Origin of the sequence: Pseudomonas sp. ARP3, from assembly GCF_001029595.1 — a bacterium.
In the GTDB taxonomy this organism is placed as follows: Bacteria; Pseudomonadota; Gammaproteobacteria; order Pseudomonadales; family Pseudomonadaceae; genus Aquipseudomonas; species Aquipseudomonas rhodesiae.
In genome coordinates, this window is sequence record NZ_LEKF01000004.1 from 47426 (window position 1) to 72976 (window position 25551).

Below are 25551 nucleotides of genomic sequence, written 5' to 3' on the forward strand. Positions count from 1 at the left end.
AGCCAACTTCGTTAGAAGTTCCCTTTTACCCAAGCCTGTAACCGCTCGAACAACGGTGCCTTGGCTTCGTCGTCGCCACGGTAGCTGTCACGGTTGCTTGGGCCCGACAGGGAAATGCCGTCGGTCTGCTTCTGCAGCCCGTACAACAGCAAACCCACTCCGGTGGAATAAATCGGGTTGCGCACCACGTCGCCCAAGCCCTTGACGCCATGTGGCACGCCCAGGCGCACCGGCATATGGAAGATTTCCTCGGCCAGTTCGACCGCGCCTTCCATCTTCGAGGTGCCGCCGGTCAGCACGATGCCGGCCGGGATCAAATCTTCGTAGCCGCTGCGGCGCAGTTCAGCCTGGATCAGGGTGAACAGTTCGTCGTAGCGCGGCTCGACCACTTCGGCCAAGGCCTGACGCGACAGTTCGCGCGGTGGACGATCGCCCACGCTCGGCACTTTGATGGTTTCGCCGGCACCGGCCAGTTTGGCCAGGGCGCAGGCGTAACGGATCTTGATTTCTTCGGCGTACTGGGTCGGTGTGCGCAGTGCCATGGCGATGTCGTTGGTAACCTGGTCGCCGGCAATCGGGATCACGGCGGTGTGACGGATCGCACCTTCGGTGAAGATCGCGATATCGGTGGTACCGCCGCCGATGTCCACCAGGCACACGCCCAGTTCTTTTTCGTCGTCGGTCAGCACCGAGTAGGCCGAGGCCAGTTGCTCAAGGATGATGTCGTCGATTTCCAGGCCGCAACGGCGCACGCACTTCTCGATGTTTTGCGCGGCATTGACCGCACAAGTCACCACATGGACCTTGGCTTCCAGACGTACGCCCGACATGCCCAAAGGCTCGCGAACGCCTTCCTGGTTATCGATCACGTAGTCCTGCGGCAGGGTGTGCAGCACGCGCTGGTCAGCCGGGATTGCTACGGCCTGGGCGGCGTCGAGCACGCGCTCCAGGTCGGCCGAGCTGACCTCGCGGTCGCGGATCGCCACGATGCCGTGGGAGTTCAGGCTGCGGATATGGTTGCCCGCCACGCCAACGAACGCCGAGTGAATCCGGCAACCGGCCATCAACTGCGCCTCTTCGATGGCGCGCTGGATCGATTGCACGGTGGACTCGATGTTCACCACCACGCCCTTCTTCAGGCCCCGGGACGGATGCGTGCCAATACCGACGATTTCGATCGTGCCGTCTTCCCCGACCTCGCCCACCAGCGCCACCACCTTGGAGGTGCCGATATCCAGACCGACGATCATTTTGCCGCTTTGCACGTTTGCCATGGGTCCTGCCTCTTCTTAATTCTTCGCGACAGCGGGTTGCGCTGCCGTGGGCGCAGCCGGTTCACGCCAGCCGACGGCAAGGCCGTTGGCGTAACGCAGGTCGACGCTCGCAATGTTCGTAATCTGTTCTTTCAAGGTTTTGTCGTAGATGGCAATAAAGCGGCGCATCTTCTCCACCAAGCGGTCGCGTCCCAGCAACAACTCGATGCCCGGGCCGGAACTGCCTGCCCCGGTTGTCAAAAACCAGCTGCCCCGTTCACGCAATTCCAGGCGTGCAATGGAGAAGCCCAGTGGCCGCAGCATCTGGCTCAAGGCCTGGTACTGCTGCATCACTTGCTGCTGCGCCCGCTGCGGCCCGAACAACTGCGGCAGGTGCTCGTAGTTGGCCAGCTCACGCGGGGTGAACGCCTGGCCCTGGTTGTTCAACAGCGCCTCGTCGCCCCAACGGGCCACCGGCAGTTGTTCTTCCAGGCGGATCGTCACCTGATCCGGCCACACGCGACGCACCTCGGCGTGGGCGATCCACGGCATCTGCTCCAGCTCCCGGCGCATGCCGGCCAGGTCGATGGTGAAGAAGCTCGCCGCCAGGAACGGGCCGATGCGCTGCTGTACCGCCTGCTGGCTGATGTAGCTCAGATCGCCCTGCACACTGATCTTGGTGATCGGGCGGTCGGCGTACGGCAGTAGACGCTGCGCGCCTTCATAAGTGCCGAAGCCCAATACCACCAGCAACACCGGCCAGAACAGCGCCTTGAGGAAAGCAAAATTGGCCTTCGGCAGGCGCGCCGACATCGGCTCTTTAGCCACCATGCGACTGGCACCCCGGGGCACCGGCTTGCGGCTCGGTGCACGTGGGGGCTGATGACGAAGCGATGCGCCTTTCATGTCGTTAGCCTCTTGCCTCGATGCTGGCGGCCAGGATCGCCAGCACCAACTGCTGGAAGTCCAGACCGGCGGCACGGGCAGCCATTGGTACCAGGCTGTGATCGGTCATGCCTGGTGCGGTGTTGACCTCAAGGAACCAGAAGTTGCCTTGGTCGTCCTGCATCACGTCTGCCCGTGCCCAACCGGCGATACCCAACGCCTCACAGGCTTTCGCCGTAAGGTCCATCAATTCCTGTTCTTTGTTTGCGTCGAGGCCGCATGGGATCCGGTACTGGGTATCGGAAGCCAGGTACTTGGCGTCGTAATCGTAAAAGGTGTGGGGCGTGCCCAATGCGATGGGCGGCAATACCTGGCCACGCAGGGTGGCGATGGTGTACTCGGGACCGGAAATCCACTGTTCCACCAACACTTGCGAATCGTAGGTACTTGCCGCTTTCCATGCGTCGATCAATTCGGCGGCCGAGTTCACTTTGGCCATGCCGATACTGGAGCCTTCATGGGCAGGTTTGACGATCAAAGGAGTGCCCAGTTCCTCGACTGCAGAAATACAATCGGCTTCGCTGCACAGAACACTGTGACGCGGGGTTGGAATACCCAGGCTGTGCCACACCTGCTTGGTGCGCAGCTTGTCCATGGCCAATGCCGAGGCCAGGATGCCGCTACCGGTGTAGGGAATACCGGCGCACTCCAACAGGCCCTGCATGCTGCCGTCTTCACCGCCGCGACCGTGCAGGATGATAAAGGCGCGGTCGATTTTTTCGGCCAACAGGCGCGCGAGAAAATCATCGCCCACATCAATCCCGAACGCATTCACGCCGGCGCTTTGCAGGGCTTCGAGCACGGCGTTGCCGGACTTGAGTGACACTTCACGCTCGGCGCTCTTACCGCCAAACAACACCGCCACGCGGCCGAAGTCGGCAGGCGTGATGGTGGAAAACAGGGCTTCGTAGTTCGTGATCATTTCGACTTCCCCTGGGCAGCGGCGAAGAGCGGGCTCGCCAGCAATTTAGGGGCAAGGCCACCGATGTCACCGGCGCCCTGGCACAGCAGAATGTCACCGGCACGCAGCAGCGGTTTGACGATTGGCGCCAGGTCCACACCGCGCTCAATGTAGATCGGGTCCAACTGGCCACGCTGGCGGATGCTGTTGCATAGCTTGCGGCTGTCGGCGCCCGGGATCGGTTCTTCACCGGCCGGGTAGACCTCCATCAGCAGCAGCACGTTGGCGTCGGCCAATACATTGACGAAGTCATCGTATAGATCGCGGGTACGGCTGTAGCGGTGCGGCTGGTACACCATCACCAGGCGACGCTCCGGCCAGCCACCGCGCACGGCCTTGATCACGGCGGCGACTTCGGTCGGGTGGTGACCATAATCATCCACCAGCATCACGTCGCCGCCCTCCACCGGCAATTGGCCGTAGACCTGGAAGCGTCGGCCCACACCGGCAAAGCGCGACAGACCTTCGACGATCGCTTCATCGCTGACGCCTTCATCGGAAGCAATGCAGATGGTCGCCAGGGAGTTCAATACGTTGTGGTTACCCGGCATGTTCACCGACACATCCAACGGCTCACGGTCCGGACGCAGCACGGTGAAGAAGGTTTGCATGCCTTCCTGACGCACATTGATCGCACGCACGTCGGCATCTTCGCTGAAGCCGTAAGTGACGGTCGGGCGTTTGACCAGCGGCAGAATCTCGCGCACTACAGGGTCGTCCAGGCACACCACCGCCAAGCCGTAGAACGGCAGGTTGTGGAGGAACTCGACGAAGGTTTTCTTCAACTTGTTGAAGTCACCGTCGTAGGTCGCCATGTGGTCGGCGTCGATGTTGGTGACCACAGCCACCAACGGTTGCAGATGCAGGAAGCTGGCATCGCTTTCGTCGGCTTCGGCGATCAGGTAGCGGCTGGTGCCAAGCTGGGCGTTGGTACCGGCTGCATTCAGACGGCCACCGATCACGAACGTCGGGTCCAGGCCACCGGCGGCGAACACCGAGGCGATCAGGCTGGTGGTGGTGGTTTTGCCGTGGGTACCGGCGACCGCGATGCCGTGGCGATAGCGCATCAGCTCGGCGAGCATCTCGGCGCGCGGCACCACGGGAATACGACGTTCAAGGGCGGTGGCCACTTCCGGGTTAGCTGTGTTCACCGCGCTGGACACCACCAGCACATCGGCCTCGGCGGCGTTCTCGGCACGGTGGCCGATAAAGATCTGCGCACCAAAGGATTTGAGGCGGTCGGTGACCTGGGATTCTTTCAAGTCCGAACCGGACACCTGATAGCCCAGGTTGAGCAGCACTTCAGCAATGCCGCACATACCCACGCCGCCGATTCCGACGAAGTGAATGCGACGGATACGGCGCATTTCCGGCTGCGGCATGGCTTTCTGATTCTCAACCATGGGCCACCTCCAGGCAGATATCGACCACGGTGCGGGTTGCTTCAGGTTTGGCCAGGCGGCTTGCGGTGCTCGCCATGCTGTTAAGTCGTTCCGGTTGCATCAAAACCTCGGTCAGGCGTGCGGCCAAATCGGCGGCGCCAGTCGTTCTTTGCGGCAGCAGGAAGGCAGCGCCCTCCCCGGCCAAATATTCGGCGTTGCGGGTCTGGTGATCGTCAATCGCATGGGGCAGAGGCACCAGCAAGGACGGCAGACCGGCGGCGGCCAGTTCACTGACGGTCAGCGCACCAGCGCGACAAACCACCAGGTCGGCCCAGCCATAGGCATGGGCCATGTCTTTGATGAAAGGCTGTACGTTGGCCTCCACACCGGCTTCGCGATAACGCGCGGCGGTGACTTCATCGTGGTTTTTGCCGGCCTGGTGAAAGATCTCCGGGCGTAGCTCCAACGGCAGTTGTGCCACGGCTTCGGGCAGCAATTTGTTCAGTGGTTCAGCGCCCAGGCTTCCGCCCAGGATCAACAGGTGCGCCTTGCGCCCGGCCAAGGCATCGCGAGCGATGCCCATGAACAGCTCGGTACGCACCGGGTTGCCGGTGGTGCGGCGTTTGCTCGACAAGCCAAAGGTGTTCGGGAATGCCTCACACACCCGCGCCGCCAGCGGCACCAGCAGGCGGTTGGCGGTGCCGGCCACGGCATTCTGTTCGTGGACGATCACCGGTACACCGGCCAGCCGGGCCGCAACGCCGCCGGGGCCGGTCACGTAACCGCCGAAGCCAAGCACGCAGACAGGCTTCAGCTCACGGATAACCTTGCGCGCTTGCCACACCGCCTTGAGCAACACAAACGGCGCTTTGAGCAAGGACAACTTGCTCTTGCCACGTAGGCCGCTGACGTTGATCAGGTGCAGCGGCAACCCAGCGTTAGGCACCAATTCGTTCTCGATGCCGCGCGGCGTCCCCAGCCAGTGCACCGTGTAGCCACGGCTCTGGAATTCCCGCGCACACGCCAGGGCCGGGAACACATGGCCCCCGGTACCGCCCGCCATGATCAGCACATTAGCGCCCATGGATAGGCTCCTCGGCGAAGTCGCTTTCGCTGAATTCCATCTCTTCGCTGCCCAGGTGGGTGCGACTCTCCCACTCGATGCGCAGCAGCAAACCCAGGCACGCGCAGCAAATCACCAAGGAACTGCCGCCGTAGCTGAGGAACGGCAAGGTCAGCCCTTTGGTCGGCAGCAGGCCTACGTTCACACCGATATTGATCAGGAACTGGCCGATCCACAGGAACGACAAGCCGTACGCCACATACGCGGCGAAATATTGTTTGGCCTTCTCGGCCCACAAGCCGATATACATGCCGCGTACACACACGAACACGAACAGCGCAACAGTGCACAGCGAGCCCACTACGCCGAGCTCTTCGGCGAGTACCGAGAACACGAAGTCCGTGTGGGCCTCCGGCAGGTAGAACTGCTTCTGTACGCTGTTGCCCAGGCCAACGCCCAGCCATTCGCCCCGGCCAAAAGCGATCAACGCCTGGGTCAGCTGGTAGCCGGAACCGAACTGGTCGGACCATGGGTCGGTAAAGGTGATCAGACGCGCCATCCGGTAGGGTTGCGCCTGCACCAGAATCGTCACGGCCGCCACCGCCAGCACCACCATCAAGGTGAACCGGAACAGACCTACACCGCCAAGGAACAGCATCGCCGCCGCCGCACCCATCATCACCACGGTGGCGCCGAAGTCGGGTTCCATCAGCAACAGGCCGGCCATGGGCAGCAGCACGATGAATGGCTTGAAGAACCCCATCCAACTCTCGCGCACTTCCTTCTGACGTCGCACCAGATAGCCAGCCAGGTAGATCACCACGAACACCTTGGCGATTTCCGAGGGTTGCACGTTGAACGCGCCGAAACCGATCCAGCGCATCGAGCCGTTTACCTCGCGACCGATGCCCGGCAGGATCACCATCACCAGCAAGCCGAACGCGCCGATCAGCATCAACCAGCCCAGGCGCTGCCAAGTGGCGATGGGGATCATCATGGTCACGATGCAGGCACCGATACCGATCACCAGATACACCAGATGGCGGATCATCATGTAGAGGGTGTTGCCGGACTGCACGGCGGCGACTTCGGAAGAAGCCGAAGTGATCATCACCAAGCCCAGGCCCAGCAGCGCCAGGCAACCGGCAAGCATTGGGAAATCCAGGTCGATACCGCGCCCGGTAATAATCGGCGACGGGTACGGCTTGATGATGTTTCTCAGGTTCAGGTTCATGCCAAGGCCTCCACGGCGCGAGCGAACAGCTGGCCGCGCTCTTCGTAGTTCTTGAACATGTCCAGGCTGGCACAGGCCGGCGACAGCAGAACGGCGTCACCGGGTTGGGCCACGGCTTTGCATTGCAGGACGGCTTCGTCCAGGGAGGCCACGCGAATCTGCGGCACCGCGTCACCGAGGGCGGCGGCGATCAGCTCGGCATCACGGCCCAGCAACACCACGGCGCGGCAGTGGGCGCCCACCGGTGCCTTGAGATCCTTGAAGTCGGCGCCTTTGCCGTCGCCACCGGCGATCAGCACCAGCTTGCCGTCGATATCGGCACCCAGGCCCTCAATGGCGGCCAGCGCGGCACCGACATTGGTGGCCTTGGAGTCGTTGTAATAGCTCACACCGTCCAAGTCACGCACCCATTGGCAGCGGTGCTCAAGCCCGGCGAAAGTGCGCAGGGTCGAGAGCATGGCATCGAACGGCAAACCCACGGCATGCCCGAGCGCCAGTGCCGCCAGGGCGTTCGACTGGTTGTGGGCACCACGGATTTTCAACTCGCGCACCGGCATCAGGCTCTGGAATTCGAATGCCAGGTATTTCTCGCCATTCTCTTCACGAATGCCGAAAGCCTTGAAGTCGGGTTTGCCCAAACCGAATGTCCAGCATGGCAACCCTTCGCCCATCAGCGGACGGCTCAGGGCATCATTACGGTTGACCACCACTTGCTTAGCGCCGCGGAAGATCCGGTGCTTGGCCAGGTGATACGCCGGTAGGCCGCTGTAGCGGTCCATGTGGTCTTCACTCACGTTCAACACGGTGGCCACTTCGGCACCGAGGTCGTGGGTGGTCTCCAGTTGGAAGCTCGACAGCTCCATCACGTACAGCTCGATGTCATCGCTGAGCAGGTCCAGCGCGGGTGTGCCGAGGTTGCCGCCCACGGCCACGCGTTTGCCGGCCGCTGCCGCCATGTCGCCGACCAGGGTGGTGACGGTGCTTTTCGCGTTGGAACCGCTGATGGCTACAATCGGCGCCTTGGCATTGCGCGCAAACAGGTCGATATCGCCGGACAGCTTCACGCCACGGGCCGCAGCCGCTTGCAGGGCCGGAGTCGCCAGGGCCAGGCCGGGGCTCACGTAGAGCTCGTCGGCGCGGCACAGAAACTCGACATCCAGCTCGCCACAACGCACTTCCACGTGCGGGTAGTCACGACGCAGCGTGACCAGCTCCGGTGGATTTTCCCGCGTATCGGCCACGGCAAACGACGTGCCCCGGTTCGCCAGGAAGCGAACCAGGGACATGCCGCTCTTGCCGAGGCCGACAACGATGCGGAAGTGGTCTGAAGCGATCAGGGACACTCGTTTCTACCTCAGTTTCAGGGTGGCAAGGCCGATCAGCACCAGAATCACGGTGATGATCCAGAAGCGGACAATCACGCGCGGCTCGGGCCAGCCCTTGAGTTCAAAGTGGTGGTGAATCGGCGCCATGCGGAACACGCGGCGCCCGGTCAATTTGAAGGACGCCACCTGGATGACCACCGACAGGGTTTCCATCACGAACACACCGCCCATGATGAACAGCACGATTTCCTGGCGAACGATCACCGCGATGGTGCCCAGGGCCGCGCCCAGCGCCAGTGCGCCGACGTCGCCCATGAAGACTTGGGCCGGGTAGGTGTTGAACCACAGGAACCCAAGCCCCGCACCGATCAGCGCGCCACAGAACACGATCAGCTCGCCCGCCCCCGGTACATAAGGGATCAGCAGGTATTCAGCGAATTTCACGTTACCCGACAGGTAGCAGAAGATGCCGAGCGCGCCGCCCACCATCACCGTCGGCATGATCGCCAGGCCGTCGAGGCCATCGGTGAGGTTGACGGCGTTGCTGGAGCCGACGATCACGAAGTAGGTCAGCACCACGAAACCGATACCCAGGGGAATACTGGCATCCTTGAGCATGGGCAGAATCAGCGTGGTTTCCACCGCGCTTGGGGCCGTCATGTACAAGAAGATCGCCGCACCCAGGCCAAATACCGATTGCCAGAAATACTTCCAGCGGCTTGGCAGCCCCTTGGAGTTCTTCTCGATCACCTTGCGGTAGTCGTCCACCCAGCCGATGGCGCCGAACAGCAGGGTCACCAGCAACACCACCCATACATAACGGTTGTGCAGGTCAGCCCAAAGCAAAGTGCTGACACCGATAGACGACAGGATCAGCGCGCCGCCCATGGTCGGCGTACCGGACTTGGACAGGTGCGACTGCGGGCCATCATTGCGAACCGATTGACCAATTTGCAGGTTCTGCAGGGTGCGGATCATCCACGGCCCGAGGAACAGCGACAAACACAACGCGGTCAGCACACCCAGAATCCCGCGCAAGGTCAGGTACTGGAAGACCGCGAAGCCTTTGTGGAACTGTTGCAGATACTCAGCCAGCAGCAGCAGCATTAATGTTTCTCCGTACTTGAGCCACACAAGGCCACGACGACGTTTTCCATCACCGCGCTGCGCGATCCCTTGATCAAAATGGTTGTGTTTTTATCGTGTTCGGCCGCGCCGATGGCCTGGATCAACTCGGCTTGACTGGCGAAATGCGTGGCACCGGGGCCGAAGGCGGCGACGGCGTGGGCCATGTTCGGACCGACTGCGTACAGCGCATCGACTTTGCCCGCCGCGTAGGCACCGACTTCCCGATGCCCCTGCTCGGCCCAGTCGCCCAGTTCGCCGATATCGCCCAGCACCAGCACCTTGCGCCCGGCGAACCCTTTGAGCAGGTCGACCGCAGCGTTGATGGAAGAGGGGTTGGCGTTATAGGTGTCGTCGATCACGCGCATACCATTGGTAGCCAACTGCGCCACGGTGCGGCCCTTGACGGGTTGCACAGCGCCCAGCCCCGTGGCGATACCGAACAGCGACACGCCCAGGGCATGGGCGGCGGCGGCGGCGGCCAGGGCATTGGCGACGTTATGGTTGCCCAACAAATTCAGTTGCACGTGCTCGTTGCCTTGCGGGGTGTGCAAGGTAAAGGAAGGGCAGCCGCGTGCATCGACGGTGATGTTGGATGCATGGAAATCAGCCGCGGCGTTAAGCACGGCAAACGTCAGGACCTTGCGACCGGCGGCGCGCACACGCCAGGTTTCGAAGGCTTTGTCGTCGAGGTTCAATACGGCAGTGCCCGAAGCGTCGAGGCCTTCAAGGATTTCACCCTTGGCTTCGACGATCTTTTCCGGGCCACCGAACTCACCGACGTGAGCGGTACCGGCGTTATTGATAACGGCGACGTGAGGCTTGGTCAGTGCGACGGTGTAGGCGATTTCGCCGATGCGCGATGCACCCAGTTCGATCACCGCCGCCGTGTGTTCCGGGGCCAGTTCGAGAAGGGTCAACGGCGCGCCGAAATCATTATTCAGGTTGCCACGGGTAGCGAGTACCGGACCACGGGTGCGCAAGACACCGGCGAGCAGTTCCTTGACCGTGGTCTTGCCGCTGGAACCGGTGATGGCAGCCACAGGCTTATCGAACGCGGCACGGTTGAGTGCGCCCAGTTGGCCCAGGGCCAAGCGGGTGTCGGCAACCAACAACTGCGGCAGGCTCGACTCCGGCACTTCGCGCTGCACCAAGGCACCCACGGCGCCTTTGGCGGCGACGTCATTCAGGTAGTCGTGGCCATCAAAGCGCGGGCCGGCCAGCGCAACAAACAGTTGCCCTGGCTGGATGGCACGGCTGTCGATGCTGACACCGTCGAAGCGGCAGTCGCTGGACAACATGCGGCCCGACAGGGCCTGGGTCAGTTCACTGAAGCGCATCGGCTTAAGCATGGGCAACCTCCCAGGCGCTCAAGGCGTGATCAGCCTCGACCAGATCGGAAAAGGCATGCCGCTCGCCGTTGATTTCCTGATAGTCCTCGTGGCCTTTACCGGCCAGTACCACCACATCGTCGGCGCTTGCGCTGGCGATCAGTTGGGCGATGGCGGCACCGCGGCCGGCAACGAAGGTGGCCTTGGATACGTCTTTGAAGCCGACACGGATATCGTCGAAGATCTGGCTCGGGTTCTCGCTGCGCGGGTTGTCATCGGTGACCAACACGCCGTCTGCCAGACGTTCAACAATCTCGGCCATCAGCGGGCGCTTGCCGCGATCACGATCACCGCCGCAGCCGAACAGGCACAGTAATTTGCCCTTGGCGTGGGGGCGCAGCGCTTCGAGGACTTTCTCCAGGGCGTCCGGCGTGTGGGCGTAATCGACCACCACCAGCGGCTGTTTGCCGCCACCCAGACGCTGCATACGGCCGGCCGGGCCTTCCAGCTTCGGCAGTACTTTTAAAATTTCGTCCAGGGCGTAGTCCAGGCCCAGCAACGCGCCGATGGCAGCCAGTACATTGCTCAGGTTGAACCGGCCGAGCAAGGTACTGCGCAGGTGATGTTCGCCCTGAGGTGTCACCAGGGTGGCACGCACGCCTTCGTCGTTGAACTGGGCTTCGCGGCAATACAGGTAGGCACTTGAATCGTGCAGGCTGTAGCTGATCAGGCGCGCTTCGCTGTGTTCGGCGGCCAATTGGCGACCGAAGTCATCGTCCAGGTTCACCACCCGACACTTAAGATCGTTCCAGGCGAACAGCTTGGCCTTGGCGGCGGCGTAAGCCTCCATGGTGCCGTGGTAGTCCAAATGGTCGCGGGACAGGTTGGTCATCACCGCCACATCAAACGCCAGAGCGCTGACGCGGCCTTGATCCAGCCCGTGGGACGAGACTTCCATGGCCACGGCCTTGGCACCGGCCTTTTTCAGGTCGGCCAGGGTCGCTTGCACGGCAATCGGGTTCGGGGTGGTGTGCAGGCCGCTTTGCAGCGCGCCATAGAAACCGGTCCCCAGGGTGCCGACAATCCCGCAATGCTGGCCCAGCAGATCAAGAGCCTGGGCAACCAATTGGGTGACGCTGGTCTTGCCGTTGGTGCCGGTCACGCCCACCAGGTTGAGGTGGCGGCTCGGCTCGCCATAGAAACGCCCGGCGATATCGGATAACTGTTTGGCCAGCCCCTTGACCGGAATCAGCGGCACGTCGGTGATCGGTAGCACGGTGGCGCCTTCGGCTTCATAAGCCACGGCGGCTGCACCGCGCTGCAACGCATCGGCAATGTGTGCACGGCCGTCGAACTTGCCACCCGGCACCGCCAGGAACAGGTCACCGGCACGCACATTGCGGCTGTCCAGGGTCAGCTCACGAATCAATAGGTCGCGACCGGCGTGGGCGAAGATCTTGTTCAAACTCAGAGACATCAGCCGCGCCCTCCATTGGCTTTTACGGCAGCGGCCGGTGGCCCGGCGTTCGCTTGTTGGGTGGGCGGCAGGTTGTCCGGGGTGATGTTCATCAAGCGCAGGGTGCCGGACATCACTTTGCTGAACACCGGCGCGGAGACCAGGCCACCGAAGTAACCGGCCTTACTCGGTTCATCGATCACCACGACGATGGCGTAGCGCGGATCGCTCATTGGGCCGAAGCCAGCGAACAACGAACGATACGAGTTCTCGGCGTACCCCTTGGTACCCACCGACGTCTTACGTGCGGTACCGGACTTGCCGCCCACGTGATACGCCGGCACCTGGGCACGGAATACACCGCGCGGCGCCTCGATCACTTGTTGCAGCATGCCTTGCATAGTCTTGGCGACGTTCTCCGGGATCACCTGGGTCGCTTTCGGCGCTTCATCGACGTGGATCAGGCTCAACGGCACCATGCGGCCATTGTTGGCCAGCACGGAGAAGGCATGAGCCAGTTGGATTGCAGTCACCGACAGGCCGTAGCCGTAGGACAAGGTGGCGGTCTCGGCTTTTTTCCAGTCGCGGTAGTTCGGCAGGTTACCGACACGCTCGCCCGGAAAGTCCAAGCCCGTGGGTTGGCCCAGGCCGATCTTCTGCGCCAGGTGGTAGATGGTTTCGCCGCCGATATCGAAGGCGACCTTACTCATACCCACGTTACTGGAGTTGATCAGGATGCCGGTCAGATCCAGCACCGGTCCCTCGGTACGGGAAACGTCACGAATGGTGTATTTGCCCAACTGCAGCGTGCCCGGATAGACCTCGACTTTGTCGCTGGGCTTCCAGCGCCCGGTTTCGAGGGCGGCACTCATGGAGATGGCTTTCATGGTCGAACCCGGCTCGAACACGTCGATCATGGCGCGGTTGCGCATCATCGCCGGTTGCAGGTTGCGACGGTTGTTCGGGTTGTAGGTAGGCTGGTTCACCATGGCGAGGATTTCGCCGGTCTTCACGTCCATGATCACGAGGCTGCCGGCCTTGGCGCCGTTTTCGATGATCGCGTTACGCAGCTCACGGTTGGCCAGGTATTGCAAACGCAGGTCAATCGACAACGCCAAGGGCTTACCGGCCTTGGCGTTTTTGGTGACCTGGACATCCTTGATCAACCTGCCGCGCCGATCCTTGATGACTTGTCGCTTGCCGGGAACCCCGGCGAGCCATTCATCGTAGGCCAGCTCTACGCCTTCGCGGCCATGGTCGTCGATGTCGGTGAAACCCACCATGTGGGCGGTGGTTTCACCGGCCGGGTAGAAACGACGGAATTCCTCGATGCCGTAGACACCGGGGACTTTAAGGTCGAGCACCTGCTGGCCCTGCTCAGGCGTCAGACCGCGCACCAGATAGATGAACTCTTTATTGGCCTGAGCTTCCAGACGCTCGGCCAAGGCCTTAGGGTCTTGACCGAGGGCGGCGGCGAGGGCCGGCCAGCGGTCCTTGGCGACTTGCAGTTCCTTGGCGTTTGCCCACAGCGTGGTCACCGGCGTACTGACAGCCAAGGGCTCGCCGTTGCGGTCGGTGATCAGGCCACGGTGCGCAGGAATAGGAATATGACGCAGACTGCGGGCATCGCCCTGACCGATCAGAAAGTCGCGATCGACCACTTGCAGATCAACGATGCGCCAGGCGATCGCCCCCACCATCAGCGCCAGCAAACCGAGCACCAGGCGGAAGCGCCATGGGTACAGTGCGCCTTCGAGTTTCATCATGGCGCCACCATCCGCACGTCAGCCGCGCTCGGGATGTGCATTTTCAACTGCTCGGTGGCCAGCACTTCGATACGACTGTGGGCCGTCCAGGTACTTTGTTCCAAGATCAACCGGCCCCACTCGGCCTGGGCTTTGTCACGCACACTCAACTCCCCATATAGGGTGTTGAGCAGTTGACGGTTCCAGTGGGCGCTGTAGGACACCGCAATCGCGGACACCAGTACGCCGATGAACAGCAGCAACATAAAGAAGCTGCCACCCGGGAGGGGTTTGGCGAAAAGCTTACTCACCGCAGCTTCTCCGCAACACGCATAACAGCACTGCGGGCACGCGGGTTGGCCTTGAGTTCAGCTTCGGAAGCGAACTGCGCTTTGCCATGGATTTTGATTTTCGGCACAAAAGCTTCGAACCGTACCGGCAGGTTGCGCGGCAGGTTGTCGGACTCGCCCTTGACAAGGCGGCGCATAAACAGTTTAACGATACGGTCTTCCAGAGAGTGGAAGCTGATCACCACCAGACGACCGCCTACTTCCAGTGCGTCGAGGGCAGCCTCCAGGCCGGCCTCAAGATCGCCCAATTCGTTATTGACGTGGATACGCAGGCCTTGGAACGCACGGGTTGCCGGGTTTTTGCCCTTTTCCCAGGCAGGGTTGGCGACTTTCAGCACTTCGGCCAGGTCGGCGGTGCGCTCGAACGGCTGGATTTCGCGGCGCTCAACCACGGCACGAGCCATGCGACCGGCGAAGCGCTCTTCACCGTACTCTTTGAATACACGGGCGATTTCTTCCACCGGTGCGGTGGCGATGAACTGCGCGGCACTGACGCCCCGGGTGGGGTCCATGCGCATATCGAGCGGGCCGTCGTTCATGAAGCTGAAGCCGCGCTCCGGGTCATCGAGCTGTGGAGAAGAAACGCCCAAGTCGAGTAGCACCCCGGCCACCTTGCCTGCCATGCCGCGCTCCGCCACTTCGGCACCCAGCTCGGCAAAGCTGCGCTGCACAACGACAAAGCGGCCGTCTTCGGCCGCTAGCGCTTGCCCGGTGGCAATCGCTTGGGGGTCTTTGTCGAACCCGAGGAGTTTTCCATCCGGCCCGAGCTGACTGAGGATCAACCGGCTGTGCCCGCCCCTGCCGAACGTGCCATCCAAATAGCAGCCATCCGCGCGTACGGCGAGAGCCTCGACGGCTTCGTCAAGCAGTACGGTGATGTGGTTAAAGCCGCTATCAATAGTCACAGGATCAGATCACGCAGTTCGTCAGGCATGGCGCCCGGTTGTTGAATAGCAGCCAGGTCAGCTGCAGAAACAGCATCCCAGGCATCTTCGTCCCACAATTGGAACTTGTTCAGTTGGCCGACCAACATCGCGCGCTTATCGAGCTTGGCGTACTCGCGCAGACGCGGCGGCACCAGGAAACGACCGCTGCCATCAAGCTCAAGGTCGACGGCATTGCCGATCAGCAAACGCTGCAGGCGGCGGTTTTCTTCGCGTAATGAAGGCAAGGCGCGCAACTTGGTTTCAATCAACTCCCACTCGTCGAGGGGGTAAACACATAAACAAGGGTCAACGGCATCAATAGTGATGATCAACTGGCCGGAACTTCTCGAAATCAGCTCGTCGCGATACCGGCTCGGCATAGCGAGACGGCCCTTTGCGTCGAGACTGATAGCGTTAGCTCCGCGAAACACAGATGCGTTTCTCCAAATTTTAGCGTTTTACGTTCAAAAAACCCACTTTGTGCCACTTTCCGCCACTTGCGCACACTATAGGAATGCGCCCACCACACCGTCAAGGCACGGATTCAAGGAAAAGCCTTACAGAACGGAGATTTAGGAGCGTAAAAGGAGGAGAAACCAGAGTTCAGCGATATTTTTGACCCAACAAGCACAACAAGCTCAAAGAGCTATTGCTTGAAGTTAAAGTAATTTATTAAGAGTAAGATTTTTTTGGTATTACGAAGATGCATCTGCCAATGATTTGGCAGGGAGGGATTCTTGCGTTACTACCGGTTTTCTGCCCGAGATTCGGATAGAGGGAAATAAGGTGGAGAGTCGATCTATAAGCCGGGTTCTGTCTTGAACAGTCATTCGTCTACGATGGCCATCACTGGACATCTTTAGCAACCTACCCGGTCCCAGCGCGGGCCACGCCTTGGGACCCTATTTGGTCTTGCTCCAAGTGGGGTTTACCTAGCCACGAACTGTTGCCAGTCGTGCGGTGCGCTCTTACCGCACCTTTTCACCCTTACCGGCACCGAAGTGCTTAGGCGGTTATTTTCTGTGGCACTTTCCGTAGGCTCACGCCTCCCAGGCATTACCTGGCACTTCGCCCTATGGAGCCCGGACTTTCCTCCCCCCCCTAATTTTCATAGAGGGCAGCGACTGTCCAATCGACTCTCCGCCGCGCAGGTTAACGGCACGACGGCCTCAGGACAAGTATTAAAAGTACCCGACTGCCATCACCATCGGACGAAATGCCGCATTCAACCCGGAACTATTCGGCTTTCTGTTTATCCAGCGCCACTTGATACAGGACGTTCTTCCGCACGCCGGTAATTTCCGCCGCCAGAGCCGCGGCCCGCTTGAGGGGCATCTCCTTGAGAAGCAAGTCCAGCACGCGCATGGCCTCGCTGCCGACGGCATCCTCGCTTTCCGGCGCCGTCCAGCCCGCCACCAGCACCACGCACTCACCACGCTGTTGATTGCTGTCGCCTTCTACAAAGGCACGCAGCGCTTCCAGGGGCAGGCCCTTGAGGGTCTCGAAGGTTTTGGTCAGCTCACGCGCCAGCAACGCAAGACGCTCCCCGCCGAATACCAGCTCCATATCCTGCAGACATTCTAGGATTCGGTGCGGAGCTTCGTAAAAAATCAGGGTGCGCGGTTCTTCTTTCAACGCCTCAAGGCGCGCCCGACGCCCAACGGCCTTGGCCGGCAGGAAACCCTCGAAGATAAAACGATCGGACGGCAGACCAGCCGCCGATAAAGCCGCGATCAACGCGCACGCTCCCGGAACAGGCACTACATTGATACCTGCGGCCCGCGCTTGGCGGACTAGGTGATAGCCAGGGTCGGAGATCAGCGGCGTGCCGGCATCTGAGATCAACGCCACATCGTCGCCAGCCAGCAGGCGCACGATAAAACGGCTGCCCTCTTCGCGCTCGTTGTGTTCGTGACAGGCGGCCAGAGGAGTACTGATGCCAAAATGCTGCATCAGCCGCTGGGAGTGCCGAGTATCTTCCGCCGCGATCAATTTAACGTCGCGCAACACTTTCAATGCGCGAGCACTGATGTCGTCCAGGTTGCCAATGGGCGTCGCCACGACAAAAAGCGAGCCTGCAGTGGAATTCAGAGAACCTGGAGCAGTCAAAACGCACACCTCGATGGTTGGCAAAAAAATCCATTGTAGCGCGTAGAGGCTTTGAAAATATGCCATCGAAACCGATGCCGTTTCAGCCATCCATGACCAGCAGTCCACAAATAGCAACATTTGCACGACCTAAATCGACGGTTTCACGCCAGTAACATCGCGCCTGGGCCAGTGCTTGGGTACAATTCCACGCTAATTTGATCGGTATCAGGAACACTTACATGATCGCTTGCCTGCGGCTGCTCTCCGCCCTCTGCCTCGCTGCCTTACTGGCCGCCTGCGCCAGCTCGCCCTCGTCCAGCCTTGGCGACCTTCCTCGGACTCCGGACGCCAGTATCGAGCAATTGCTCGAACAGGCCGCCACCGCCAAGACGCCAGAAAAGGCGGCATTACTGCGCTTGAGCGCGGCGGACATGGCCTATCACCAGAACAATCCCGGCCGCTCGTCGCAGATTCTTGCCCAAGTGCCCCTGGACGCTCTCAAACCGGCTGCACAAGTATTCGCCAGCACCCTGGCCGCCGAACTGGCCATGACCCGCAACCAGCCTAAGGCCGCGTTGACCGCTCTGAGCCACCCGAGCCTGCAGAACCTCAAGGACTTGCCGGCCGAACAGCAAATTCGCACTGGCACCGTGCATGCCCGTGCTTATGAGGCAGACGGCCAGACTCTGGCCGCCGCCCGCGAACGGGTCGCCATGGCGCCATTGCTGACTGGCGACGCAGCCCACAGCAACCATGAAGCGATCTGGGTCCTGATTGCCGCCGTGCCGGCCGACCAACTGCAAGCCAGCGGCAACCCGGTGCTCGACGGCTGGATCACCCTGGCGCAGTCGGTCAAGGCCGCCGGCACCCTGGAACAACAGCAGGCCGCTATCGATACCTGGCGCGCGCAGAACCCGAACCATCCGGCAGCGCTGCAATTGCCGACCCCACTGATCAAGCTCAAGGAGCTGGCCAGCCAACCCCTGAACAAGATCGCCGTGCTGTTGCCACAGGACGGCCCGCTGGCTTCTGTCGGCAAGGCGTTGCGCGAAGGCTTCATGGCGGCTCACTACCAGGCCGAACAGGCCGGGCAGAAACCGCCAGTGATCGAGTTCTACGACAGTTCCCGCATCACCTCCATCGACGACTTCTACGCCAAGGCCCAGGCCGCCGGCGTGCAACTGGTGGTCGGTCCGCTGGAGAAGCCACTGGTCAAACAGCTCAGCGCGCGCCCTCAATTGCCGATCACCACCTTGGCGCTGAACTACAGCGAAACCGATCAAGCGCCACCGCAGTTGTTCCAGTTTGGCCTGGCCGCCGAAGACGAAGCCCGCGAAGTCTCGCGTCGTGCCCGTGCTGATGGCCTGCACCGCGCTGCAGCCATGGTGCCGCGTGGCGAATGGGGTGAGCGGGTCTACAAAGCCTTCCGTCAGGATTGGGAAGCTCATGGCGGTACGGTGATGGGTGTGGAATACGTCGACCAGCCGGTCGCCCTGGCCCAGCAAATTGCCGACCTGTTCCAACTGCGTAAAAGCGAAGGCCGCGCCAAGAGCCTGCAAAACGCCGTTGGTACCGACGTGGCGGCACAACCTTCGCGTCGCCAGGACATCGAGTTCATCTTCCTGGCCGTAACCCCGCAACTGGCCCAACAGATTAAACCGACCCTGAACTTCCAGTACGCCGGCGACGTGCCCGTGTATGCAACGTCCCACGTATTCAGCGCCAGCGGCGACAAGAACCAATACCTCGACATGACCAACGTAATGTTCTGTGAAACCCCTTGGCTGCTCAACACCACCGACCCGCTGCGCAATCAAGTTGCAGCACAATGGCCACAAGCCAATGGCAGCCTCGGCCGTCTCTACGCGATGGGTGTGGATGCCTATCGTCTGGCGCCACGCCTGGGCCAGCTCAAGGCGCTCCCGGACACTCGGATTGACGGTCTCTCGGGCAACCTGGGAATCAGCGGCAACCAACGCGTAGATCGCCAGATGCCCTGGGCGAAGTTCGTCGGTGGTCAGATCCAGCGTCTGCCGGACACCCCGCGCTGATGCCCGAGCGGTCCCGTGCGCAAAGCGGCAAGGATGCCGAACTTCAAGCTCTGAACTACCTGCAACAACAGGGTCTGCGCCTTTTGGCGCAGAACTGGTTATGTAAACGCGGCGAGCTTGATCTGGTCATGCTTGACGGCGATACAGTAGTATTCGTCGAAGTCCGCTACAGAAAACACGCACAATGGGGTGGCGCGCTCGCCAGTATCGACGGGCGCAAGCGTCAGAAGCTAATACTCGCCGCGCAGTTTTTCCTGCAAGAAGAGCATCGCTGGGCCGACGCCCCCTGCCGTTTCGATGTGGTTGCCATAGAAAGCACACCGTCGGGTACCGCTGATCTGAACTGGCTCCCGAACGCCTTCGACAGCTGATTCGCCGGACATCTTCACCACACACTTTTGCTCTTTGCTTTGCGGGCTGCACATTCCTGTGCCAAACAGCCGCGCTACTTAAGGTCACACAGATGGACATGCAATCCCGAATTCGCCAGCTTTTCCAGGCCAGCATCGACACCAAGCAACAGGCGATGGACGTACTTGCACCGCACATCGAGCAAGCCAGTCAGGTCATGGTCAATGCCTTGCTCAACGAAGGCAAAATGCTTTCGTGCGGCAATGGCGGTTCGGCCGGCGACGCCCAGCACTTTTCCTCCGAGCTGCTCAACCGCTTCGAGCGCGAGCGGCCAAGCCTGCCGGCCATCGCCCTGACCACCGACTCGTCGACGATTACCTCGATCGCCAACGATTACAGCTACAACGAAATCTTCTCCAAGCAGATCCGCGCCCTGGGCCAACCGGGCGATGTGCTGCTGGCGATTTCCACCAGTGGCAACTCGGCGAATATTATTCAAGCGATCCAGGCCGCACATGATCGCGAAATGATTGTCGTAGCATTGACCGGACGCGATGGCGGCGGCATGGCCTCGTTGCTGCTGCCTGAAGATGTGGAGATCCGCGTTCCGGCCAATGTCACCGCACGTATCCAGGAAGTCCACCTGCTGGCGATCCACTGCCTGTGCGATCTGATCGACAGCCAACTGTTCGGGAGTGAAGAATGACCGTTAACCGCCTCAGCCTTTTGGCCATGACGCTGTGCCTCGCCATCAGCGGCTGCAGCACGGCAATCACCGCGACACGTGACACCCCCATCCAGGACGACAAGGGCACGCGCACCTTCGGCAGCAAGATCGACGATTCACTGATCGAAACCAAGGTCGAGGTCAACGTCGCCAAGGCCGCGCCGGACCTCGGCAATGGCGCCTCGCGCATCGTCGTCACCAGCTTTAATGGCGTGGTGCTGCTGGCTGGCCAGACACCTCGCGCCGACCTCAAGGCTCAGGCCGAACAAGCCGCCGCGGCCGTGCAGCGCGTGAAGAAGGTTCACAACGAATTGCAGGTGATGGACCCGATCACCCTGCTGGCGATTAGCAACGACGCGCTGCTGACGACCAAAATCAAGGCCCAGATGCTGACGGACAACGCCATCCCAGGCTCGCGCATCAAGGTCGTCACCGATAACGGCATCGTCTACCTGATGGGCTTGCTGACCCAGGCGGAAGCCACTCGCGCTGCCAACTTGGTGCAAGGCGTGTCCGGCGTACAGAAGATTGTGAAAGTGTTCGAGTACATCGACTGAAGTAAATGCCGCCCACTAAAAAGGGCGCCGTGCATGGATTGCACGGCGCCCTTTTTAATGCCTGCTGTTTATTGGTACTGCTGGTATGGATTGCCCTGGAACTGATTATTCTGCTGAGGAGCCTGCTGGCCCGGCTGACCGTATTGCTGGCCAGGGATCGGACCGAGGTTGACCTCCACGCGACGGTTCTGGGCGCGGCCATTGACGTCGGCGTTACTGGCAATCGGGTTATCCGGGCCGGCACCGCGTGCGCTCAGGTTGGCCGGGCTCACGCCTTGGGAGGTCAGATAATTGGCCACGCTCTGAGCACGGCGTTGGGACAGGTCCATGTTCAGTTGGCGGCTGCCGGTGCTGTCGGTATAGCCCACAATCTGGATGGTGTTTTGATTGAACTGTTTGAGCGAGTTGGCCAGGTTGTTCAGCGGCTGGTAAAAACTGCTGGAGATCGCGTCGGAGTTAGTCGCGAAGGTGATGTTACCCGGCATGATCAATTTGATCTGATCACCCTGTCGCTGCACCTCAACCCCAGTATTGGCCATGCTTTCGCGCAGTTTCTTTTCCTGCTGGTCGGCGTAATAGCCATACCCGGCGGCGCCTGCACCTGCCACTACCGCGCCGATCAGCGCACCCTTGCCACGGTTGTTGTGGTCGATGGCAGCGCCCGCCAATGCCCCGGCCAGGGCACCCAGACCGCCGTATTTGGCGGTCTTGCTCATACCGCCGGATTCATTATTCGCCTGTCCCTGGCTGCTGCCGTCATAAGGATTAGGGGAAGCGCAGCCGGACAACAAGGCTACGGCGGTAGCGACAACAAGCAGACGACGCGGAGTGAACATGAAAGAAGCTCCTACTTTTGCATTCTGTGGTGCAAAGGACATTGGCAATGGACCTGTGCCGAGTTTGGAACGCGACAAACGGCAAAAATTCCATGACCGTTGCCGCGGCTGTAACAAAACATTGGTCACATTTGCCGCTATCAAAACCCTAGCAGACGCCTCCTGAATAGAACCTGCGTTTTCGCTGTAACGGTGCGCTCACTTACATCAGGCGCGAACAAACGGATTCTCGCGCATCTCATCCCCCAGCCGCGTGTCCGGCCCATGGCCGGTCACCACGGTGGCGCCCTCATCCAGGGTGTACAGGCGCTGCTTGATCGACCGCACGATGGTCGCCTGGTCGCCGCCCCAGAGGTCCGTGCGCCCCACGCCGCGCCGGAACAAAGTGTCCCCGGCAATCAGCAATTTGGCATCGGCGAACCAGAAACTCATCGAGCCCGGCGTATGCCCTGGGGTGTGCAAGGCCACACCGCAGGCGCAGGCCAGTTCTTCGTCATCGGCCAGCCAGCGGTCGGGCGACGGCACCGGGGTGTAGGGCACACCAAACATCTGACATTGCATCTCCAGGTTGTCCCACAAGAATTGGTCCTCCTTGTGCAGATGCAGGGTGGCACCGGTCTTCTCTTTCAATTGACCCGAAGCGAGGAAGTGATCGAGATGGGCGTGGGTATGAATGATGCTCACCACTTTCAGCCCCAGCGCATCGAGGCGCGCCAGGATCAGCTCATGATTGCCGCCGGGGTCGACCACGATGGCTTTTTTAGTGACGGGATCGCCGATGATCGTGCAGTTGCACTGCAACGGGCCGACGGGGAAAGTTTCGCGGATGAGCGTGGGCGATTTGGTGTCCATGGGCAGTCTTCCAGTGCAAATCAATCAGTGTCTCAGACGGGTAGCGCCGCAACAATCGCCCTATTAAAACAGACTGGAACGCTTCGCAAACCACTCCAAGCACGCTCGCTTGATACCTAACCAATCAAGCGCAATTCCTGCGCCCGCGCCACCGCCTGGGTACGCCGCTCGACGCCCAATTTGCTATTGATATGGCTCGCATGGGTTTTGACCGTGTGCAGTGAAATGAACAGCCGGTTGCTGATGTCTTGGTTGGAGCAGCCTTCGGCGATCAGTTGCAGGACCGCCAACTCACGCGCACTGAGAGCTTCATGGGCTGGCGCAGGCTGCACCGTCACTGACTTGGGCAGCAAGGCCAGCAAGCTTTGACTCAGTAAGCCATGAGGGTCCTGGGCCAGTTGTTCGCGCATCCAATCCGGGTGGGCGTCCAGCAGACGCTGAAAAGGTTGCAGCGCGCCGCCCGCTCCCGCCTCCAGTGCCCGAGCCAGAATCAGACGCGCCTTGGTTTCCTGGGCACCCTCAAGCAGCAACTGTGTCTGTTGAGTCAAGGCCATCAGGGCGATCATCTGGCGACCGCTGTCGTGGGCTTGCTGAGCCAGTTCTTCCAAGCGCTGCAAAGCCGCGCCGCGCTGATGGCGTGTGGCGTCGAGGGCCGCTTGTTGCAGGCCGATATGCTGCGGCAGGTGCGGGTGGAATTCCGGCGCGGCGGCGGCGTGCTCGCCGTTGTAGGTTTGCTCCAACCGTGCCAGCCAGGCTTCGGCCAGATCGGTGCGGCCCTGGGCCAGCCACAATTCGCACTTGATCAGAGTGATCATGGCCAGGTAGTAGATCGGCGGCACGTCCCAGATATGCATCAAGCGTTCGGCTTCGGCGAGTTCGGCGAACGCCAAAGGGAACTCACCGCGCCGCCCTTCGAAACTGGCGATCACGCAATGCCCGATCAACACACTGATATCGCGACAGGCACGGGCTTCAGCCAGTCCAGCGCGCAGGCGAACCATGCCGGCTTCGGGCTGAAACCGCACCAGCAGCAAGTAACCTTCATACAGCGAGAGGCGAGCCCGTACCGTATACAGCCGCTGAGGCGCCAGACCGTGCAGGCGTTGCAGGCCCTGGCGCACTTCGTCGAGGGAACGCAGAATTTCGCCCCGCGCTTGCAGGACCCGCGCGCGATCATAGTGGGCCAAGGCCTCGAACAGCGGGTTGCCGACGCGCTGCGCCAGCTCCAGCGACTCGCGATTCAAACCGCGGGCACGCCATAAATCGGCGTCAGCAATCGCCAGATTGGACAGGGTCGACAGGCACATCAGTCGCTGGCCGTAACGGCGCTGCGGCAAGCTGTCCAAGGCCTCGCTGCAATAGCGCTGGGTACGCTCGCGATCGCCGCGACCACGAGCAATGATGCCGCTGAGCGCCAGCCACTGCGCCAGCATGGATTTTTGCGCGGTGGCCGAGGGTGCCGGCAGAAACCGACTGAGATAGCTGGACAATTCTTCTGCCGCATCCAACTGACAGGCCAGCCCCAATGCCCAGCTGTAGAGCACGATCAAGCGGGGAGTGCTGATCAGCAAGCTATCGGGCAAGTCCATTTTCCAACGCAGCAACATACCGACATTCTGCTCGGCCAGCAGTTGTTCTTCGGACAGGTTTTGCACCAGGTTCGCCGCCACATCCAGATGACCGGCGCGCAACGCTTGTTCCACCGCTTCGTCGATCAAACCTTGGGCGTTGAACCAACGACAGGCGCGCAGGTGCAGGCTGGCGGCCGGCAGCACAGGGCTGCTTTCGCGCCGGCTGCGCAGCAGGTCGGAGAACAAATGGTGATAACGGAACCAAACGCCCTGCTCGTCCAGCGGCACCAGAAACACTTGGTGAGATTGCAGGTAACGCAGGATCTCCGCGCTGTCATGGGCTTCGCGCACGGCGTCGCACAGGTCACTGCAAAAGCGCTCCTGGGGCGCGGTGTCGAACAGAAACGCCTGCACCTCGGCAGGCAGGCAGTCGATCACCTCTTCCAGCAGGTAATCGCGGATCAACCCTTCGCCGCCGTGCAGGCTCTGGGGCAAGGCACTCTCGTTGCCGGCTTCGGAGGCCGCCAGCAACCAGAAACGCAAACCGGCCACCCAGCCTTCGCTACGACGGATCAAGTTATCGAGGGCTTCGCCGCGCAATGAGTTGCTATGGCGATCCAGCACCGCCAGGGATTCGGCATGGGTCAGGCGCAGGTCGTGCTCGTTCAGTTCCAGCAAATGCCGCGACAGCCGCAGGCGCGCCAGATGCCAGTCAGGGCGCTGGCGACTGGTCACCAGCACTACCAGGCCATCGGGCAAATGATTGAGGAAAAACTGTAGGCAACGGTCCAGCACCGGCCCCTGGGCCAAGTGATAGTCGTCCAGCACCAGTAACAGCGGCGCGCGGGTGGACAGATGGTGGGCCAACTCATCGAGCAGGCCATCAAGCCATTCTTCAAACGCAAAGGGTTGGTGACGCTGACGCATTTTCAGCAGGCCCAGGGACTGGGCACCCAGCGGCGAGAAGTACTGTTGCAGACCTTCGAGCAGGCGCTCGAGGAAACGACCAGGGTCGCTGTCCCGTGGGCCCAAGCCCAGCCACAGGCTTTGCCAATGCGCCGGCAGGCTTTGACAGAACTCAATCGCAAGGGAGCTCTTACCGAACCCTGCCGGCGCACTGACCAGCAACAACCGCCCCTGCAATCCGGCACTCAGCCGTTCACACAGGCGCGGTCGCAGCACATAGCCGTCAGGCAGTGGCGGCCGGTAAAAGCGAGCTTCCAGGGACGGGATCACCGCACTGGCAGGCCCTTGGATTCGGGACAGATCAGTCATCGCCGGGCTCTTATTGAAGGCTATTGTCGGCATTGCAGATGTCCGCAGACTAGCGGTAAAAGCCGCCGCTTTGTAGATCTTTGCAACAATTGCCTGAAAAAGAACTGCGACAAAAAATATCGCGATAGGCAAAAAGCGGGAGGG

At 61.1% G+C, this 25551-nt stretch carries 23 protein-coding genes and 1 other RNA gene; 5 read left to right on the forward strand and 19 right to left on the reverse strand.

Going from position 1 to position 25551, the window contains the following annotated elements; genetic code table 11:
* Positions 1–11: 11 nt before the first annotated feature.
* The 16 genes from ftsA to rsmI form a co-directional block, all read right to left on the reverse strand.
* A complete protein-coding gene (ftsA, locus tag ABX75_RS06295; protein WP_034095967.1) occupies positions 12–1274 on the reverse strand; it encodes a cell division protein FtsA in 1263 nt (420 codons plus the stop codon).
* Between the two features lie 15 nt (positions 1275–1289).
* On the reverse strand, positions 1290–2159 hold the full coding sequence (locus tag ABX75_RS06300; protein ID WP_034095966.1) for a cell division protein FtsQ/DivIB: 870 nt from the start codon (positions 2157–2159) through the stop codon (positions 1290–1292).
* A 4-nt stretch (positions 2160–2163) separates the two neighbouring features.
* A complete protein-coding gene (locus tag ABX75_RS06305; protein WP_034095965.1) occupies positions 2164–3120 on the reverse strand; it encodes a D-alanine--D-alanine ligase in 957 nt (318 codons plus the stop codon).
* Entirely contained in the window at positions 3117–4562 is a 1446-nt protein-coding gene (gene murC, locus ABX75_RS06310; protein WP_034095964.1) for a UDP-N-acetylmuramate--L-alanine ligase, read from the reverse strand. The genes ABX75_RS06305 and murC overlap by 4 nt, the downstream gene beginning before the upstream one ends.
* Positions 4555–5625 carry an undecaprenyldiphospho-muramoylpentapeptide beta-N-acetylglucosaminyltransferase gene (murG, locus tag ABX75_RS06315; protein WP_034095963.1) on the reverse strand — a complete coding sequence of 357 codons (1071 nt, stop codon included), beginning with the start codon at positions 5623–5625 and terminating at the stop codon, positions 4555–4557. Before murG ends, murC begins: the two co-directional genes overlap by 8 nt.
* Positions 5615–6838, reverse strand: coding sequence for a putative lipid II flippase FtsW (gene ftsW, locus ABX75_RS06320; protein ID WP_034095962.1), 1224 nt, complete (start codon positions 6836–6838; stop codon positions 5615–5617). Before ftsW ends, murG begins: the two co-directional genes overlap by 11 nt.
* The gene (gene murD, locus ABX75_RS06325; RefSeq protein WP_047881639.1) at positions 6835–8181 is read right to left on the reverse strand and encodes a UDP-N-acetylmuramoyl-L-alanine--D-glutamate ligase; all 1347 of its coding nucleotides are present in this window, start codon (positions 8179–8181) and stop codon (positions 6835–6837) included. The genes ftsW and murD overlap by 4 nt, the downstream gene beginning before the upstream one ends.
* Before the next feature lie 6 nt (positions 8182–8187).
* Positions 8188–9270: a phospho-N-acetylmuramoyl-pentapeptide-transferase gene (gene mraY / locus ABX75_RS06330; protein ID WP_034111805.1), complete on the reverse strand. Its 1083-nt coding sequence runs from the start codon at positions 9268–9270 to the stop codon at positions 8188–8190.
* Positions 9270–10640: a UDP-N-acetylmuramoyl-tripeptide--D-alanyl-D-alanine ligase gene (murF, locus tag ABX75_RS06335; RefSeq protein WP_034095959.1), complete on the reverse strand. Its 1371-nt coding sequence runs from the start codon at positions 10638–10640 to the stop codon at positions 9270–9272. Before murF ends, mraY begins: the two co-directional genes overlap by 1 nt.
* Positions 10633–12096, reverse strand: coding sequence for a UDP-N-acetylmuramoyl-L-alanyl-D-glutamate--2,6-diaminopimelate ligase (murE, locus tag ABX75_RS06340; RefSeq protein ID WP_047881640.1), 1464 nt, complete (start codon positions 12094–12096; stop codon positions 10633–10635). Before murE ends, murF begins: the two co-directional genes overlap by 8 nt.
* Positions 12096–13838 (reverse strand): penicillin-binding protein 2, encoded by a 1743-nt coding sequence (locus ABX75_RS06345; RefSeq protein ID WP_167389880.1) that lies wholly within the window; start codon positions 13836–13838, stop codon positions 12096–12098. Before ABX75_RS06345 ends, murE begins: the two co-directional genes overlap by 1 nt.
* A complete protein-coding gene (ftsL, locus tag ABX75_RS06350) occupies positions 13838–14131 on the reverse strand; it encodes a cell division protein FtsL (protein WP_034095956.1) in 294 nt (97 codons plus the stop codon). The genes ABX75_RS06345 and ftsL overlap by 1 nt, the downstream gene beginning before the upstream one ends.
* Complete coding sequence (gene rsmH / locus ABX75_RS06355; protein ID WP_034095955.1) at positions 14128–15075, reverse strand: 16S rRNA (cytosine(1402)-N(4))-methyltransferase RsmH; 948 nt, start codon at positions 15073–15075, stop codon at positions 14128–14130. The genes ftsL and rsmH overlap by 4 nt, the downstream gene beginning before the upstream one ends.
* Positions 15072–15527 carry a division/cell wall cluster transcriptional repressor MraZ gene (mraZ, locus tag ABX75_RS06360; protein ID WP_003171868.1) on the reverse strand — a complete coding sequence of 152 codons (456 nt, stop codon included), beginning with the start codon at positions 15525–15527 and terminating at the stop codon, positions 15072–15074. The genes rsmH and mraZ overlap by 4 nt, the downstream gene beginning before the upstream one ends.
* 355 nt (positions 15528–15882) lie before the next feature.
* Positions 15883–16236, reverse strand: an RNA gene (gene rnpB, locus ABX75_RS28060) — RNase P RNA component class A.
* Positions 16237–16332: 96 nt separating this feature from the next.
* A complete protein-coding gene (gene rsmI, locus ABX75_RS06365; RefSeq protein ID WP_034096760.1) occupies positions 16333–17205 on the reverse strand; it encodes a 16S rRNA (cytidine(1402)-2'-O)-methyltransferase in 873 nt (290 codons plus the stop codon).
* 221 nt (positions 17206–17426) lie between these two features.
* On the opposite strand from rsmI, the gene ABX75_RS06370 reads away from it, so the two are divergent.
* The 4 genes from ABX75_RS06370 to ABX75_RS06385 all read left to right on the forward strand — a co-directional run bounded on the left by ABX75_RS06370 (position 17427) and on the right by ABX75_RS06385 (position 20873).
* Positions 17427–19238 carry a penicillin-binding protein activator gene (locus ABX75_RS06370; RefSeq protein ID WP_047881641.1) on the forward strand — a complete coding sequence of 604 codons (1812 nt, stop codon included), beginning with the start codon at positions 17427–17429 and terminating at the stop codon, positions 19236–19238.
* Positions 19238–19609, forward strand: a complete 372-nt coding sequence (locus ABX75_RS06375) for a YraN family protein (protein ID WP_034111801.1) — start codon at positions 19238–19240, stop codon at positions 19607–19609. Before ABX75_RS06370 ends, ABX75_RS06375 begins: the two co-directional genes overlap by 1 nt.
* Positions 19610–19701: 92 nt before the next feature.
* Positions 19702–20295: a phosphoheptose isomerase gene (locus tag ABX75_RS06380; RefSeq protein WP_007904374.1), complete on the forward strand. Its 594-nt coding sequence runs from the start codon at positions 19702–19704 to the stop codon at positions 20293–20295.
* Positions 20292–20873 (forward strand): BON domain-containing protein, encoded by a 582-nt coding sequence (locus ABX75_RS06385; protein ID WP_034111799.1) that lies wholly within the window; start codon positions 20292–20294, stop codon positions 20871–20873. The genes ABX75_RS06380 and ABX75_RS06385 overlap by 4 nt, the downstream gene beginning before the upstream one ends.
* A gap of 68 nt (positions 20874–20941) precedes the next feature.
* On the opposite strand, the gene ABX75_RS06390 is transcribed toward ABX75_RS06385, so the two are convergent.
* Positions 20942–21709 (reverse strand): OmpA family protein, encoded by a 768-nt coding sequence (locus tag ABX75_RS06390; protein ID WP_034095952.1) that lies wholly within the window; start codon positions 21707–21709, stop codon positions 20942–20944.
* On the opposite strand from ABX75_RS06390, the gene ABX75_RS29345 reads away from it, so the two are divergent.
* On the forward strand, positions 21708–21875 hold the full coding sequence (locus ABX75_RS29345; RefSeq protein WP_156796371.1) for a hypothetical protein: 168 nt from the start codon (positions 21708–21710) through the stop codon (positions 21873–21875). The two genes, ABX75_RS06390 and ABX75_RS29345, sit on opposite strands and share 2 nt — an antisense overlap.
* Before the next feature lie 41 nt (positions 21876–21916).
* Here the strand turns inward: ABX75_RS29345 and ABX75_RS06395 are convergent, their stop codons facing one another.
* A complete protein-coding gene (locus tag ABX75_RS06395; protein WP_047881642.1) occupies positions 21917–22561 on the reverse strand; it encodes an MBL fold metallo-hydrolase in 645 nt (214 codons plus the stop codon).
* Between the two features lie 116 nt (positions 22562–22677).
* Complete coding sequence (locus ABX75_RS06400; RefSeq protein ID WP_047881643.1) at positions 22678–25407, reverse strand: LuxR C-terminal-related transcriptional regulator; 2730 nt, start codon at positions 25405–25407, stop codon at positions 22678–22680.
* Positions 25408–25551: the final 144 nt, after the last annotated feature.

Bases quoted from the DNA above. Each gene is read 5' to 3' on its own strand.
- ftsA (WP_034095967.1), bottom strand. From the start codon at position 1,274: ATGGCAAACGTGCAAAGCGGCAAAATGATCGTCGGTCTGGATATCGGC.
- ABX75_RS06300 (WP_034095966.1), bottom strand. From the start codon at position 2,159: ATGAAAGGCGCATCGCTTCGTCATCAGCCCCCACGTGCACCGAGCCGC.
- ABX75_RS06305 (WP_034095965.1), bottom strand. From the start codon at position 3,120: ATGATCACGAACTACGAAGCCCTGTTTTCCACCATCACGCCTGCCGAC.
- murC (WP_034095964.1), bottom strand. From the start codon at position 4,562: ATGGTTGAGAATCAGAAAGCCATGCCGCAGCCGGAAATGCGCCGTATC.
- murG (WP_034095963.1), bottom strand. From the start codon at position 5,625: ATGGGCGCTAATGTGCTGATCATGGCGGGCGGTACCGGGGGCCATGTG.
- ftsW (WP_034095962.1), bottom strand. From the start codon at position 6,838: ATGAACCTGAACCTGAGAAACATCATCAAGCCGTACCCGTCGCCGATT.
- mraY (WP_034111805.1), bottom strand. From the start codon at position 9,270: ATGCTGCTGCTGCTGGCTGAGTATCTGCAACAGTTCCACAAAGGCTTC.
- murF (WP_034095959.1), bottom strand. From the start codon at position 10,640: ATGCTTAAGCCGATGCGCTTCAGTGAACTGACCCAGGCCCTGTCGGGC.
- murE (WP_047881640.1), bottom strand. From the start codon at position 12,096: ATGTCTCTGAGTTTGAACAAGATCTTCGCCCACGCCGGTCGCGACCTA.
- ABX75_RS06345 (WP_167389880.1), bottom strand. From the start codon at position 13,838: ATGAAACTCGAAGGCGCACTGTACCCATGGCGCTTCCGCCTGGTGCTC.
- ABX75_RS06370 (WP_047881641.1), top strand. From the start codon at position 17,427: ATGATCGCTTGCCTGCGGCTGCTCTCCGCCCTCTGCCTCGCTGCCTTA.
- ABX75_RS06375 (WP_034111801.1), top strand. From the start codon at position 19,238: ATGCCCGAGCGGTCCCGTGCGCAAAGCGGCAAGGATGCCGAACTTCAA.
- ABX75_RS06380 (WP_007904374.1), top strand. From the start codon at position 19,702: ATGGACATGCAATCCCGAATTCGCCAGCTTTTCCAGGCCAGCATCGAC.
- ABX75_RS06385 (WP_034111799.1), top strand. From the start codon at position 20,292: ATGACCGTTAACCGCCTCAGCCTTTTGGCCATGACGCTGTGCCTCGCC.
- ABX75_RS29345 (WP_156796371.1), top strand. From the start codon at position 21,708: ATGAAAGAAGCTCCTACTTTTGCATTCTGTGGTGCAAAGGACATTGGC.
- ABX75_RS06390 (WP_034095952.1), bottom strand. From the start codon at position 21,709: ATGTTCACTCCGCGTCGTCTGCTTGTTGTCGCTACCGCCGTAGCCTTG.
- ABX75_RS06395 (WP_047881642.1), bottom strand. From the start codon at position 22,561: ATGGACACCAAATCGCCCACGCTCATCCGCGAAACTTTCCCCGTCGGC.
- ABX75_RS06400 (WP_047881643.1), bottom strand. From the start codon at position 25,407: ATGACTGATCTGTCCCGAATCCAAGGGCCTGCCAGTGCGGTGATCCCG.